This is a genomic window from Micromonospora sp. bgisy143, from assembly GCF_057708145.1.
The window spans coordinates 1-14040 of record NZ_JBYIRN010000040.1 but is presented as its reverse complement, the minus strand read 5'-3'; the positions used below and the strand labels follow the sequence as shown (position 1 = coordinate 14040).

The window sequence follows — 14040 nt, the reverse complement described above, 5'->3', positions numbered from 1 at the left end:
CGGCACCTGAGGAGGTAACCACGATGTTCGGAACGAACCTGCTGGACCGGCGCAGCAAGCCGGAGCGTATCGCGGACCAGGCGTGGGAGCAGCTGCTCTCCGCCGTCAGCTCCGCGGGAGACAGTGTCCGGGACACCGCGCGGACGGCCCGGCGCAGCGGCGGCGACCTCGCCGACGGCGCCGGTGACCTGGTGGGTTCCGCCGCCGAGGAGGCACGACGTCGGGCAACCCGCGCCTTCGACGCCCTCGCCGGACGCCAGCCGGCGCTGCCGTGGACGCTGCTGATCGGGGCCGCGCTGGTCGGCGCGGCGGTCGGCTGGGCCGTCGGCTCCGCCGCCCGGGCCGCCGGCAGCCGGGACGACCGCGCGGTGGACGACGTCGAGTTCGTCGACGTCGACCGCCCCAACTCCCCCGTCGGCCTGGACGACTAGCAAACCGGTACGTGAGCGGGCCCCGTCGACATCACGTCGGCGGGGCCCGCTCGCATCGGGTGGCGGCACCAGGGCTTAAGCCCGGTCCGCCGGGGTGCCGGACCCCTCAGGCAGCCCCGGCGGACCGGTGTTCTCGGGTGGCTCGGCAGACGCCGGGCCACCGGGTCAGCGACTCGTGCAGGACACCGTGCTCGGCGGCGAGTTGGTGCCGGTCCAGGTACCGAGGAAGCCGATCGTGGTGCTGGTCCCGGCGGCGAGCGCGCCGTTCCAGCCGCTGTCCACGACCGAGACGACCGCCCCGGTCTGGGTGTGTGTGCCGCCCCAGAGTTGGCTGACGCGCTGGCCGTTGGGGAAGGTCCAGCCGAGCGTCCAGCCGGCGATGGGCCGGGTGCCGGGGTTGCTGACCACGATCTCGGCCTGGAACCCGCCCGTCCACGAGCCGGTCACCCGGTAGGTCGCCGCGCACCCGCCGACCGGAGGCGGGGTGGTCGGAGGCGGCGTGGTGGGAGGCGGCGTGGTCGGGGGCGGGGTCGTCGGAGGCGGGGTGGTCGGAGGCGGGGTGGTCGGGGGCGGGGTCGTCGGGGGCGGCGTGGTCGGGGGCGGCGTCGTGGGAGGCGGGGTCGTCGGGGTGCCGCCGGTGCGGTCGGCCACCAGGATGCCGCGGCCGTTGGTGCCCAGGTAGACGCGGCCGTAGACCCGGGGGTCGCCGGTCAGCGCCTCGGTCGGGTTGCCGTACTGGTGGCGGTCGTCGTTGATGCGTACCCAGGTCGTGCCGCCGTCGTCCGAGCGGTGCACGCCGGGTTGGCCGTCCACCGTGCCGTACAGGAAGACGGCCGGGTTGGTCCGCCCCGGCGCGGCCTTGCCGAACCCGACGTTGCCGGAGGCGCTGACGCCGCCCAGCTTGCTGAAGCTGGCCCCGGAGTCGGTGGACCGCCAGAGCCCGCCCGGGCCGGCCAGCCACAGCTCGCCCGACTTGCCGGGCAGCGCCTTGAACCGCACATCGGTGCTGGGCAGGCCGGTCGCCGCCGTCGCGGTGAAGCTCGCGCCGCCATTGGTGCTCAGGTAGACCCGACCGCCGCTGAAGCCGTAGAACCGGTTGGGGTCGACGCGGTCGGCTTCGACGATCGCGTTGGCCGGGATGCCGTTGGACGGTGACCACGAGTTGCCGAAGCCGACCGCGTAGACGACGCGTTGACCCGCGTCGCCGGGCGCCCAGACGAACCGGCTGCCGTCGGCCGCCGCGGCGACCGTACCGCCGGCGTTGACGCCGGACGGCTCGGTGCCCTGGAACCAGGTGGCCCCGCCGTCGGTGGAGAAGGCGACGTGGCTGTCGTTGGGCCGGTCGGAGTCGGTGAAGTTGCCGGCGCGTACCAGCACGGCGGGCTTGCTCTCGGCGTAGTCCAGGCTGGTGGTGCTGGTGAAGACCGGCTGGGTGAACAGCATCGACGGAATGGTCTCCAGGTCGACGTGCCGGAAGCCACCGACATCGCCGAGCGCGCTGATCAGGGGTGCGCCGCTGGGCGGGCTGACCAGGTCGAGGACGGCCGTCTCCTCCAGGCCCCGGACCATCGGCCGGATGGTGAACTGGCCGCCGGTGTCCCACTTGGTGAGGTCGGTGGTGCCGTAGATGGTGGCCCCGGTGCCGTACATCATCCGGTTGGAGTCGTGCGGGTCGATCTCCACCGATTCGTTCATCCAGCCGAGCTTGGGACTCTCCTCGGGCGGCGCCGGGTTGGCGCCGAAGGTCAGCCAGGGCACCGAGCTGATGTCCATGGTGTAGCGCTTGGACCGCTGCGGGTAGCTGGTGAAGTCCCAGATGCGGGTCCAGCTCGCCCCACCGTCGGTGCTGCGGAAGAAGATCGCGTCCGGCCACCAGGAGACCTGGGTGGCCACCATCAGCGTGTTCGGGCGCTGCCGGTCGATGGTCAGGCCGCTGTAGCCGAAGTAGTCGTCGGCGCTGGTGGAGGGGATCGGGCTGATCCGCGTCCAGGCCCCGGTCGACCGGGTGAACTTCCAGACGTCACCCTTGCCACCGTCGTACGGGCCACCGGTGTCGCTGGTGGCGATGTAGAGGTGACCGCCGACCGGGTCGACGACGCCCTTGTGCGCCAGGTAGCCGGTGGGTTGCCCGGGAATCCGCGCCCAGGTGACACCGCCGTCGGTGCTGCGGTAGACCGGGTTGTCCTTGTCGGCCACACCCACGTAGATCGTCTGGGTGGTGGTGCCGGCGGTGCCGGTGCTCTTGTCGAAGCTGACCCAGGTGAGGCCCTGGTTCTGCCCGTTGTAGCCGTTCGGGTCGCTGGGATCGGCCCGGTAGTTGCCGACGTTCGGGAAAGCGGTGACCTTGGCCCAGGTCGCCCCGTAGTCGGTGCTGCGCCACAGCCCGTTGCCGCCCTCGGCGCCGTAGTAGAGGACGCTGTTGCGGTTGGGGTCGACGGCCAGCCGCTCGCCCATGCCCCGCCCGGGCATGTTGCCGCCGTTCTTGAACGGCAGCTCGGTGACCTGCCAGGTGGCGCCCTTGTCGGTCGAGCGCAGGATCGCGCCGTTGTTCGGGTCCCAGCCGTTGGTGTACATGCCGACGGCCGCGTACACCCGGTTGGTCTGCACCGGGTCGGTGGCGAGGCTGACCACGCCGTTGTAGCCCCAGCGGTCCGCGCCGACCCAGTCGAGCAGCGGCGTCCAGGACTGGCTGCCCTGCTCCCAGCGGTAGGCCCCGCCGATGTCGGTCCGGGCGTAGATCAGGTTCTTCTCGGTGGGGTTGAAGACGATGCCGGGCACGAAGCCACCGCCGCCGACCGGGACGTTGCGCCAGGTGTACGCCTCGGCGGCGGCCGGTGCCGGCGCCGAGCCCGCGGCGGTGATCGGGACCGCCACGACGGCCGTGGCGACGGTCAGCGCCGCGACGACCACGCTGGCCAGTGATCTGGGCATCTGTGTTCCTCTCGGGGGTGGAGACCCGGGAGTCGGGGATCGACCGGGGTGGCGTCGCGGCCCGGGGGACGAGCACGGCGACGCGGGGACGGATCGACCGGAAGGTGGTGCGTCGCGGCCCGGGGGACGGACGACGACGCGGAGGACGGATCGGAGCTGCCCTGGCTCCAACCACCCGACGCGAGGCTCCCGCGATCGAGGAACGCACTCACACTAACCGATTCGACGCCGCTTTGGAAGCGCTCCCATCATGGTCGACACACCTGCCGGGCACGCCGGATCCGCACGGGCCCACCCGCATCGGGTGAGGACGGCTAACCCGCACGACCGGCAGGATCGGACCTCGGCGGGCCGGTCACGGCCAACAGCCCGGTCCGCCAGGCACGCGAGCCGATGGGAGGGGCAGATGGCCATCGCGACGATCACGCGTACCGACCAGGACATCCAGTCCGCCGTCCTCGACGAGCTGACCTGGGAACCCCGGGTGCAGCCGCACGAGATCGGCGTGACCGTGGCCGAGGGCGTCGTCACGCTGAGCGGACGGGTGGACAGCTACGCGAAGAAGTGGGCCGGGGAACGAGCCGCGCACCGGGTCGCCGGGGTCCGGGCGGTCGCCAACGACCTGACCGTGCAACTGGCCGGTAGCAACGAGCGCGCCGACCCGGACCTGGCCGCCGCGGCCGGCGACGCCCTGGAGTGGGACGCGTTCGTGCCCATCGAGAAGCTCCAGGTCACCGTCTCGGCCGGGTGGGTCACGCTGCACGGTGAGGTCGAGTGGGAGTACCAGCGCCGCGCCGCCGAGCGGGCGGTGTGCCGACTGACCGGCGTCCGTGGGGTCAGCAACGGCATCACCGTCCAGCCGAACGCGTCGTCGGACGGCGTGAACCTGGCCGGCAGGATCGTGGACGCCCTCGCCCGGGCCGGCGCCACCGAGGCCGAGCGGATCACCGTCCGGGTGCACGGCGACACGGCCGTGCTCGCCGGACTGGTGCACTCCATGCCCGAACGCGCCGAGGTCGAGCAGGTGGCCTGGTCCGCGCCGGGCATCCGGGAGGTGCAGAACCACATCGCGGTCGCCCCGGTCCTGCGGTGAGCGCGGGTACCACCCGGAACGGGTGAGCCCGTCTCACCCGTTCCGGCGGAAGGCTGGTGGCATGAGTGATCCGAACGGGCTGATCCAACCCGGGAACCCCGCCCCCGGCTTCACCCTGCCAAGCACTCCCGACGGGCGCCAGATCGGCCCCGAGCAGTTCCGGGGTCGCCCGGTCGTCCTGGCTTTCTATCCGGCCGACTGGAGCCCCGTCTGCGGCGACCAGATGTCGCTCTACCAGGCGGCGGCGCCGGTGTTCGACCAGTACCAGGCCATGGTGCTCGGCATCTCGGTGGACAGCATCTGGTCGCACCGGGCGTTCGCCGAGAGCCGGGGCATCACCTTCCCACTGCTGGCCGACTTCGAGCCCAAGGGCGAGGTGTCCCGCCGGTACGGGGCGTACTCGGCGCGGGGTGAGTCGGCCCGCGCGCTGGTGGTGATCGACCAGGCCGGGACGGTGGCGTGGAGCTACCTGTCGGCCCCCGACGTCAACCCGGGCGCGGACGGGATCTTCGACGCGCTGGACAACCTGACAAACGAGCGGAAGGTGATGGCCGGATGACCACGCCACTGCAGGTCACCGCGCGGCTGCGTGAGCCGCTGACCGTCGAGGACCACGTCCGCGGGCCGTCCGACGCCGCGGTGACCATCATCGAGTACGGCGACTTCCAGTGCCGGTTCTGCGGCGCCGCGTACCCGAACCTGCACGAGTTGCTGCGCCAGCGCGCCGACACGGTGCGACTGGTCTACCGCTACTTCCCCATCGCCAACATCCACCCGTACGCCGAGCGCGCGGCGGAGACGGCGGAGGCGGCCGCGGCGCGGGGGAAGTTCTGGGAGATGCACGACTGGCTGTACGAGCACCAGGACCAGTTGGACCCGGTCCACCTCTCGCTCGGCGTCGAGCAGCTCGGCCTGCCGACGGACGAGGTGAACGGCGAGGTGGAGCGCGGGACGTACGCCGACCGGGTTCGCCGGGACTTCGTGGGCGGCATCCGCAGCGGGGTCAACGGCACGCCGACCCTCTTCGTCAACGACGTCCGGCACGACGGCGGGTACGACCTGCCCGACCTGCTGGCCGCCGTGGACGCGGCGGCGAACGCCTGACCGACGTGGGCTGATCCGGGCGGCGGCCCCGCCGCTCAGATCAGCCGCAGCTCGCGCGCCCGCCGGACCGCCTCGCGCCGGCGGGTCGCGCCGAGTTTGCGGTAGATGTTGCGCACATGCGTCTTGACCGTGTTGACCGACAGCGACAGTTCGCCGGCGATCTCCACGTTGGACAGGATGCTCTGCAGGTACCGCAGAATGGTCAGCTCCCGCTCGGTGAGCGGCTCGTCGAGCCGGCCACCCGGTTCGACGGCCGGCCGGGGAGCACTCTCCTCGACGCCCCGGACCAGGTCGCTGACCAGCGGGAAGTGCGCGGTGCCCGCGTCCAGGTGGGCGGCCAGCAGGTCCCGTACCGACGGTTGCGCCCGGGTGAACGCCCGCCGGGCGCCCTGCGGGCCGGCCAGGTCCAGCACCTGCTCCAGGACCCGCCCGGCCCGGCGGACGTCCCCGGCCCGTTCGGCGAGCAGCGCCTCCAGCAGGCCGGCGTCCAGGCGTACCGAGAGGGGCCAGGCGGCGGCCGGCGGGCCCGGCCAGTCCGGCAGCGCCCGCTCGGCGGCCCCGAGGTCGCCGGCCCGCAGCTCCACCCGGGCCAGGGCCACGTCGAGCGCCGGGGCGCCCCGGTCGCCGGTGACACCCGCCAGCAGGTCCCGGGCCGCGTCCAGGTCACCCCGCTCGGCGCGGGCGTCCGCCTCGGCGGCCCGGAGCAGACCCGACAGTTCGGCGGCGGCCGGCTCGTCGGGCAGTGCCTCCCGCGCGTGCACCAGCAGCCGCTGGGCGGCGGCCGGGTCACCGGCGTCCCGGGCCAGCGCCGCGCGGCACAGCGCGGCGACCGCCGCCGCCACCGGCTCGCCGCCGGGCGCGTCGGTCGCCCCGGCGGCGAGCGCGAGGTTCGCGGCGGCCTCCTCGGGCTGGTCGCGGTGCAGGGCCACCACCGCCAACGCCAGGTACGCGTGGCCGCAGTCGAGCCGGCAGGACCAGCCCCGGCAGGCCGGCATATCCAGCGCGTCCCGCGCCGCCTGCTCCGCCGTGCGCAGGTCACCGCGCACGGCGAGCAGCAGCGCGGCGCGACTGGCGGCGACCAGTTCGGTACGCGGCCGGCCGGCCTCCCGGGCCGCCGCCCGGGCCCGGACGAACCGCGCGTCGGGCAGCCCGCCGGCGGACATCTCCACCAGGCCCAGCGCGGTACCGGTGAAGGCCCGCAGGTCGGCGTCCTCGGGGTTCGGCGGGTCGGCCAGCGGCCCGGCGGGCGGGCCGTCCGGTGAGCCGGCGGTCGGGGCGGCGGTCGGGCGGGCCCGCAGCAGTCGGGCGGCGGCGGCACGGGTCTGCGGCAGGTCACCGGCGAGCCGGGCCAGGCTCAGCTCCAGTGCGGTGGCCAGCCGCAGGAACCGGTCCCGCCGGGGCGTCGGCAGCGCGTCCGCGTGCGCCGCGGCGGTGCGTAGGTGGCCGCTGGCGGCGTCCAGGTCACCGGCGTACGCCCGCTCGGCGGCACCGGCCAGCGCCACCTCCGGGTCGGCCGCGACCGCCTCCGGAGGCGGGGACGGCGGGGTCGGGCCGTCGACCGGCTCGTGGTCGTAGCGGGTCAGCTCCGGCCAGTGCGCGACGAACAGGTCGGCGGCCAGGTCCCAACGGCCGGCGGCGAGGGCGTGCCGCAGGCCGTCGGCCGGTCGGCCCGCGCCGGCGTACCAGTCGGAGGCGCGCGCGTGCAGTTCCCGCACCTCGTCGGCGGACAGCCGGGCCAGTTCGGCGCGGAGCAGGTCGGCGAGCAGCGGGTCGCAGCGGTACCAGGGTGGCCGGCTGTCCTCCCGGCGCAGCAGGCCACCGGCACCGGCGAGGTCGGCCAGCGCCTGCCCGGCGTCCGCGCGGCCGGTCAACGCCTCGGCCAGTTCGGCGCAGACGGTCTCGGCCAGGGCGGTACGACGCAGCAGGTCCCGGTCGGCCGGGTCGATCGCGGCCAGCACCTCCTCGTGCAGGTAGCCGGCGATCTCCGGCTGGTCGCCGCCGAACTGCCCCAGCCACCGTTCCGGGTCGGGCTGCCCGCGCAACGCCAGCGCGGCGATCCGCAGCGCGGCCGGCCAGCCCCCGGTGCGCTCGCGCAGCCGGCGTACCGCGCCGGCCGGCAGTGACGCGCCGTGCGCGGTCAGCAGGTCGGCCACCTCGTCGTCGGTGAAGGCCAGCTCGTCCCGGCCGATCTCGGTGAGTTCGCCGGCGAGGCGCAGCCGGTGCAGGGCCAGCGGCAGGCCGGCCCGCGCGCCGACCACCAGGCGCAGCCGCTGCCCGGAGTGCCGCAGCAGGAACTCCAGTCCGGTCAGCGCGGCCGGGTCGGTGATCCGGTGCAGGTCGTCCAGGACCAGCAGCACGGGCTGCGGCGCGGCGGCCAGCCCGGCGGCGAGCAGTTCCAGCTGGTCGGGGCGCGGCGGGCCGGTGGGCAGCGGCGCGACCAGGTCGTCGTCCGCCGCGCCGGTGGCCGTGCGCAGGGCCGCCGCCAGGTACGCCCAGAGCCGGTCGCCGTCGTCGCCGGCCTCCACCGACACCCATGCCGGCGTCGACGCGTACGCGGGTTCGGTCAGCCGTACCCAGGAGGCGAGCAGGGTGGTCTTGCCCCACCCGGCGGGGGCGACGACCAGGGTGACCGGTCCGGCGCTGCCCTCGTCGAGGCCGCGCAGCAGGCGGGGCCGGGCCACCACCGGCTCGGGCGGCACGGTCGGCGTCAGCCGCGACGACAGCAGTGGCGGATGCTCCCCCCGCCGTACCGCCGCCGTGCCGACCCGCGCGGAATCCTGCTGTTCCGGCACCCGGCCCACCCCCACCGCCCGCGTTCCACCCCCCGGTCGGCGAGCGGTTACCCGACGCGGGCCGGTTCACCCCTTCCGGGCGAGCCCGCTTCACCCGGGTCCGACCGAGGATCGGGGGACGTGGACCGGGAGGACCGATGGGACGCAGGAGACGGCTGAGGCGGGCGGGATCGACCCTGACCGGGGCGGCCCTCCGGCTGCTGCGCGTACCTCGTCGACGGGACCGCTTTGGCGCGGACCGCGCGCTGACCGCGGCCGGCTGGGAGGTGGTGACCGTGGACCGGCCGCCCGGGCAGGTGCTTCCCGACGGCCGGTGGCCGGAGCCGTTGCGCCGCCTGGACGGCGTGGTGGAGGTACGGGTGCGACCGGCGCCGGGTGACCGGGGCACCGAACTGTCCGCCCGTCCACTGGCTCGTGCCACCGCGCCGGCCGGCCTCGCCGCCCACCTGGTCGGCGACGACCCGCACCTGCTCATCCGGCGAACCCTGCGCCAGGTGAAGCAGCGCGTGGAAGCCGGCGAGGTGCTGCGCGCGGACCGTTCGGCGCTGGACCGCCCGAGGTTCCGCGGGTGAGGGCGCTGTGCTGGGTGGCCGCCGACGAGCTGGCGGTACGCGAGGTGCCCGACCCGGAGCTGCGCAACGAGCGGGACGTCATCGTGCGGGTACGCCGCAGCGCCACCTGCGGCGGTGACCTGCCGCTGCTCGCGGGACGGGACCCGCTGCTGAGCACCGGTGACGTGCTGGGGGCGGAGTTCGTGGGTGAGGTGGTCGAGGCCGGCCCGGCGATCCGGGGGCACCGGATCGGCGACCGGGTGGTGGTCGGCGCGGGCGTGGCGTGCGGCGGCTGCTGGTACTGCCGCCGGGGGCGGCACTCGTGCTGCGACAACGCCGCCGTCGACGTGCCGAGCGTCGATCCGGGCTGGGAACGTCCGGACGCCGGCTGCTTCGGTCGGCCCCGGGCGGCTGGCGGTTTCGCCGGTGGGCACGCGGAGTACGTGCGGGTGCCGTACGCCGACGTGGGCGCGTTCCGGGTGCCGGACGCGGTCGACGACGACCGGGCGCTCTTCGCCGCCGACGCCGCACCGACCGGTTGGCTGGCGGCCGAACTGGGCGAGGTGCGGCCCGGGGACGTGGTGGCGGTCTGGGGCGCCGGGGCCGTGGGCCAGTTGACCGCGCACGCCGCCGTGCTGCGCGGCGCGGCCCGGGTGCTCGTCGTGGACCGGTACGAGGAGCGGCTGCGGATGGCCGAACGGCATGCCGGGGCGGAGCCGCTGGACTACCGCCGTACCGACGTGGTGGCGGAGCTGCGCGAGCGCAGCGGCGGGCGGGGCCCGGACGTGTGTGTGGTCGCGGTGGGACCGCCACCACCCCGCTCGGTCGCCGACCGGTGGGCCCGCGGCGACCGCCCGGACCCGGTGCGCGAAGCGGTGTACGCCTGCCGCAAGGACGGCGTGGTGGTGGTGCTCGGTGGGACCGACGGGTCCGGGGCCGGGTTCGCCCTGGGTGCGGTCACCGACAAGCGGCTCACGGTGCGCGGGGCACGCCGGCCGGACCTGCGGGACGTACCGATGCTGCTGCACCGGATGGCCCGCGACGAGCTGCGGACCGAGCACCTGGCCACCCACCGGCTGCCGCTCGCGGACGGCCCGTCGGGGTACGCCCTGTTCGCCGACCGCGCCGACGGTTGCGTCCGGGCCGTGTTCACGCCGTGACCCGCGTACGGGATCGGCGCGGGACGATGACCGGTGGCAGACTCGGGGAATGACTGGCGAGCGGGCGTACGACGTGGTGCTGTTCGGCGCGACCGGCTTCACCGGCGGGCTGACGGCCGAGTACCTGGCCCGGAACGCGCCGCCCGGGTTGCGGTGGGCGCTGGCCGGGCGCGACCCCGGTCGCCTCGCCGCCGTCCGGGACCGGCTCGCCGCGATCGACCCCGCCCTGGCCGACCTGCCGCTGTTGCCCGCCGACGTGACCGACGCCGGGTCGCTGCGCGCGGTCGCCGAGAGCGCCCGGGTGGTCGCCAGCACCGTCGGGCCGTTCGTGCACCACGGGGAGCCGCTGGTCGCGGCCTGCGCCCGGGCCGGCACCGACTACCTGGACATCACCGGCGAGCCGGAGTTCGTCGACCTGATGTACGTCCGCCACCACGCCGAGGCGACCCGCACGGGCGCCCGCCTGGTGCACGCCTGCGGGTTCGACTCCGTACCGCACGACCTGGGCGTCTGGTTCACCGTCAAGCAGCTGCCGGCGGGCGGACCGGTCACCGTGGACGGTTACGTGCGCGCCGGCGCCCGGTTCTCCGGCGGCACGTACCACTCCGCGCTCACCGCGTTCGCCCGGACCGGGGAGGCGAGCCGGGCCGCCCGGGCCCGCCGGGCGGTCGAGCCGCGTCCCACCGACCGTCGGGTCCGGGCGGTGCCCGGCCGGCTGGCCCGCTCGGCGGAGCTGGGCGTCTGGGCCGTGCCGCTGCCCACCATCGACCCGCAGGTCGTCCGCCGGTCGGCCGCGGCCCGCCCGGAGTACGGGCCGGACTTCCGCTACCGGCACTTCGCGGCGTTGAAGCGGCTCCCGACGGTGCTCGTCGGCGCGGTGGGGCTCGGCACGCTGATCGGCCTGGTGAAGGTGCCGCCCACCCGGCGGTGGCTGCTCGGGCGGCTCGCCTCCGGGCAGGGGCCCAGTGCGCAGCAGCGGGCGTCGTCCTGGTTCCGGGTCCGGTTCGTCGGCACCGGGGGCGGGCGACGCGTGGTCACCGAGGTCGCGGGCGGCGACCCCGGGTACGACGAGACGGCGAAGATGCTCGCCGAGTCGGCGCTCTGCCTGGCGCTCGACGACCTGCCGCCGACCGCCGGCCAGCTCACCCCGGTCACCGCGATGGGGGACGCGCTGCTCGACCGGCTGGTCCGCGCCGGGCTCACCTTCCGGGTGCTGAAACGGGACGAGCCGGTGGCGGAGGCGGCCCCGGGCCAGCCGGCCCCGGAGGCGGCCCAGGCCCGGCCGGCCCCGGAGGCCGCCCCGGCCCCGGCCCTGCCTGCGGCGGAGGCGGCGACACGGGGCACGGAGCCCGCCGCTTGACCCTCTACCAGGTCGAGGGGGCAGGATGCCGGACGTGGTGAGCGACCTGCACAGCATCGGCGAGTTGGCCCGGGCCAGCGGCCTGACCGTCAGCGCGCTGCGCTTCTACGACTCGGCGGGCGTGCTCACGCCGGCCCTGGTCGACCCGGTGACCGGCTACCGCTGGTACACGGACGAGCAGATCGCCCCGGCCCGGCTGGTCGCGGGGCTGCGCCGGGTCGGGATGCCGGTGCCCGACATCGCCGCCGCCGTCCGCGCCGAGCCGGCCGAGGTGCACCGGCTGCTCGACGCGCACCTGCGCCGGCTGGCCGACGGGCTCGCCGACGCGCGCCGCGAGATCACCCGACTGCGCGCCCTGGTCGACCCGGCCCCGGCCGTGGCGACCACGCTGCTGCTCTCCCCCGCCGAGTTCGCCGCCGCCCTCGACGCGGCGCGCTTCGCCGTCGGCGTCGACCCGGAGCTGCCGGCCCTGTCCGGGATGCTGCTCGACGTCGAGCCGGACGGGGTACGGCTGGTCGCCACGGACCGTCACCGCCTCGCGCTGGCCCGGGCCGGGGCCGCCGTCGACGGGCCGCCCGCGCGGGTGCTGGTGCCGGTGGACCTCGTCGACCGGCTGCGCCGGCTGCTGGACACCGACGACGGGCCGGTACGACTCACGGTGACCGGCGTCGACCTGCGGGTGATCGTGGCCGGCCGGACGCTCACCGGCACCGCCCTGCCGTACGACTTCCCGGACTACCGGCGGCTGCTGCGCGAGGCGGTCGGCGCGCGGCCGGCCGCGTACCGCATCCCGGTGGACGTGGTGGCCCTGCGTGCCGCGCTGCGCGACCCGGCCGCTCCCACGCTGGCCCGTGAGTACGCGGGCACGCCGCTGGCGGTCTCCGTCCTGGGCCTCGACGACGCGGGCGGTCTGCGGCTGCTGCACCCGGCCGAGCTGCCCGGGCCGCCCGCCGACGCGGACGGCGGGCTGCGGTTCGGGGTGAACGGCGAGTACCTGCTCGACGCGCTGGACGCGGCCGGCGGCCCGCAACTGGTGCTGGAGTTGGACGGGCCGATCGCCCCGCTGGCCGTACGCCGGCCGGACGACGAGGACACCTTCTCCGTGTTGATGCCGATCCGGCTGTAGAAACCGGTCGCGCTCCCCGTCCCCGGGTCCAAACGTGCGCGACGGTAGCATCTGATGGTTCACCAGTGAACCCCGGACGGAGGCGTACGGAGCAGCATGCTCGACATGGAGTTGATCCGGAAGGATCGCGAGGCGGTGGCCACCGCGTTGGCGAAGCGACTGGATCCCGCCGAGGTCACCCGTTCCCTGGACGAGATCCAGCGGCTCGACCAGGAACGCCGCGCCCTGATCACGGAGATCGACGCCGAGCGGCAGCGCCGCAAGGCCGAGGCCCGGGCGTACGCGCAGGCCAAGCGCGCCGGCACCGAGCCGCAGGTCGCCGCCCCCGAGGCCGAGCGCAAGCAGCTCGCCGAGCTGGAGTCCCAGCTGGACGAGGTGCAGGCGCGGCTGCGTGACGCGATGAGCGAGCTGCCGAACCTGCCCGCCGACGACATCCTCCCCGGCGGCAAGGAGGCGAACCGGGTCGTCAAGACCTTCGGTGCGCCGCCGGCGATCGAGAAGGTCCGCGACCACGTGGAGCTGTCCCGCGCGCTCGGTCTGGTCGACTACGAGCGGGGCGTCAAGCTCGGCGGCTCCGGCTTCTGGATCTACACGGGGATCGGCGCCCGGCTGGAGTGGGCGCTGCTCAACTACTTCGTCGACCAGCACATCAAGGCCGGGTACGAGTTCCTGCTCCCGCCGCACCTGCTGCTCGACTCGGCCGGCTTCGCCGCCGGCCAGTTCCCCAAGTTCTACGACGACGTCTACCACCTGGACGCCGCGTCCGCCCCGCGCGGGCAGTTCCTGCTGCCCACGTCGGAGACGGCGATCCTCGGCGCGTACCAGGACGAGATCCTGGAGACCGCGAAGCTGCCGTTGAAGGCGTTCGCGTACACGCCGTGCTACCGCCGGGAGTCGGCCGGGTCGCACTCGGACGAGCGCGGCACGGTGCGCGGGCACCAGTTCAACAAGGTGGAGATCTTCCAGTTCACCCTGCCGGAGCAGGCGGACGCGGCGTTGGAGGAGATGCTCGCCCACGCCGAGAGCCTGGTCGAGGGGCTGGGCCTGCACTACCAGCGCACGCTGCTCTCGGCCGGTGACGCCAGCGCGTCGATGAAGAAGACCCTCGACATCGAGGTGTGGATGCCGAGCACCGGCAAGTACAAGGAGGTCTCGTCGGTCTCCTGGGCCGGCGACTACCAGGCCCGCCGGGCGGCCATCCGCTACCGCGAGCCGGGTGGCAAGCAGACCCGCTTCGTGCACACCCTCAACGGGTCGGCGCTGGCCACGAGCCGCCTCTTCCCGGCCATCCTGGAGCAGTACCAGCAGGCCGACGGCAGCGTCCTGATCCCCAAGGTCCTCCAGGACCGTCTAGGAACCGACCGCCTGACCCCGCGCTAGACCCACTCACCCCGCCGATCTTGCACTTTCTGTCGTCTCGATGCCCCGATCCGCGTCTTTTGAGGCGACAGAAAGCGCAAGATCGCGGATGTGTTGACGGGGGCGGGGGGGG

10 protein-coding genes and 1 pseudogene are annotated in these 14040 nt (G+C 74.9%); 9 read left to right on the top strand and 2 right to left on the bottom strand.

The window, feature by feature from the left end; all coding sequences use genetic code 11:
* Positions 1 to 23: 23 nt before the first annotated feature.
* Complete coding sequence (locus AC3EN4_RS29730; protein WP_435209644.1) at positions 24 to 431, top strand: hypothetical protein; 408 nt, start codon at positions 24 to 26, stop codon at positions 429 to 431.
* Positions 432 to 596: 165 nt separating this feature from the next.
* Here AC3EN4_RS29730 and AC3EN4_RS29725 read toward each other — a convergent pair whose 3' ends face one another.
* A complete protein-coding gene (locus tag AC3EN4_RS29725; RefSeq protein ID WP_435209643.1) occupies positions 597 to 3362 on the bottom strand; it encodes a cellulose binding domain-containing protein in 2766 nt (921 codons plus the stop codon).
* Between the two features lie 406 nt (positions 3363 to 3768).
* Here AC3EN4_RS29725 and AC3EN4_RS29720 point away from each other — a divergent pair, with 406 nt between their 5' ends.
* The 3 genes from AC3EN4_RS29720 (at position 3769) to AC3EN4_RS29710 (ending at position 5559) form a co-directional block, all read left to right on the top strand.
* Positions 3769 to 4455, top strand: coding sequence for a BON domain-containing protein (locus AC3EN4_RS29720; protein WP_435209641.1), 687 nt, complete (start codon positions 3769 to 3771; stop codon positions 4453 to 4455).
* A 61-nt stretch (positions 4456 to 4516) separates the two neighbouring features.
* Positions 4517 to 5014 (top strand): redoxin domain-containing protein, encoded by a 498-nt coding sequence (locus tag AC3EN4_RS29715; RefSeq protein WP_435209639.1) that lies wholly within the window; start codon positions 4517 to 4519, stop codon positions 5012 to 5014.
* Positions 5011 to 5559, top strand: a complete 549-nt coding sequence (locus AC3EN4_RS29710; RefSeq protein WP_422736308.1) for a DsbA family protein — start codon at positions 5011 to 5013, stop codon at positions 5557 to 5559. Before AC3EN4_RS29715 ends, AC3EN4_RS29710 begins: the two co-directional genes overlap by 4 nt.
* Before the next feature lie 35 nt (positions 5560 to 5594).
* On the opposite strand, the gene AC3EN4_RS29705 is transcribed toward AC3EN4_RS29710, so the two are convergent.
* The gene (locus AC3EN4_RS29705) at positions 5595 to 8366 is read right to left on the bottom strand and encodes a winged helix-turn-helix domain-containing protein (RefSeq protein ID WP_435209637.1); all 2772 of its coding nucleotides are present in this window, start codon (positions 8364 to 8366) and stop codon (positions 5595 to 5597) included.
* 122 nt (positions 8367 to 8488) lie between these two features.
* Here AC3EN4_RS29705 and AC3EN4_RS29700 point away from each other — a divergent pair, with 122 nt between their 5' ends.
* The 5 genes and pseudogenes from AC3EN4_RS29700 (at position 8489) to serS (ending at position 13928) form a co-directional block, all read left to right on the top strand.
* Positions 8489 to 8923, top strand: coding sequence for a hypothetical protein (locus tag AC3EN4_RS29700; RefSeq protein WP_435209635.1), 435 nt, complete (start codon positions 8489 to 8491; stop codon positions 8921 to 8923).
* On the top strand, positions 8920 to 10062 hold the full coding sequence (locus AC3EN4_RS29695; RefSeq protein ID WP_435209634.1) for an alcohol dehydrogenase catalytic domain-containing protein: 1143 nt from the start codon (positions 8920 to 8922) through the stop codon (positions 10060 to 10062). Before AC3EN4_RS29700 ends, AC3EN4_RS29695 begins: the two co-directional genes overlap by 4 nt.
* 49 nt (positions 10063 to 10111) lie before the next feature.
* Positions 10112 to 11275 (top strand): annotated as a pseudogene (locus AC3EN4_RS29690) (saccharopine dehydrogenase family protein); the annotation flags it as partial.
* 172 nt (positions 11276 to 11447) lie between these two features.
* Positions 11448 to 12548 carry a DNA polymerase III subunit beta family protein gene (locus tag AC3EN4_RS29685; RefSeq protein ID WP_435209633.1) on the top strand — a complete coding sequence of 367 codons (1101 nt, stop codon included), beginning with the start codon at positions 11448 to 11450 and terminating at the stop codon, positions 12546 to 12548.
* A 96-nt stretch (positions 12549 to 12644) separates the two neighbouring features.
* Positions 12645 to 13928 carry a serine--tRNA ligase gene (gene serS / locus AC3EN4_RS29680; protein WP_435209632.1) on the top strand — a complete coding sequence of 428 codons (1284 nt, stop codon included), beginning with the start codon at positions 12645 to 12647 and terminating at the stop codon, positions 13926 to 13928.
* Positions 13929 to 14040 lie beyond the last annotated feature (112 nt).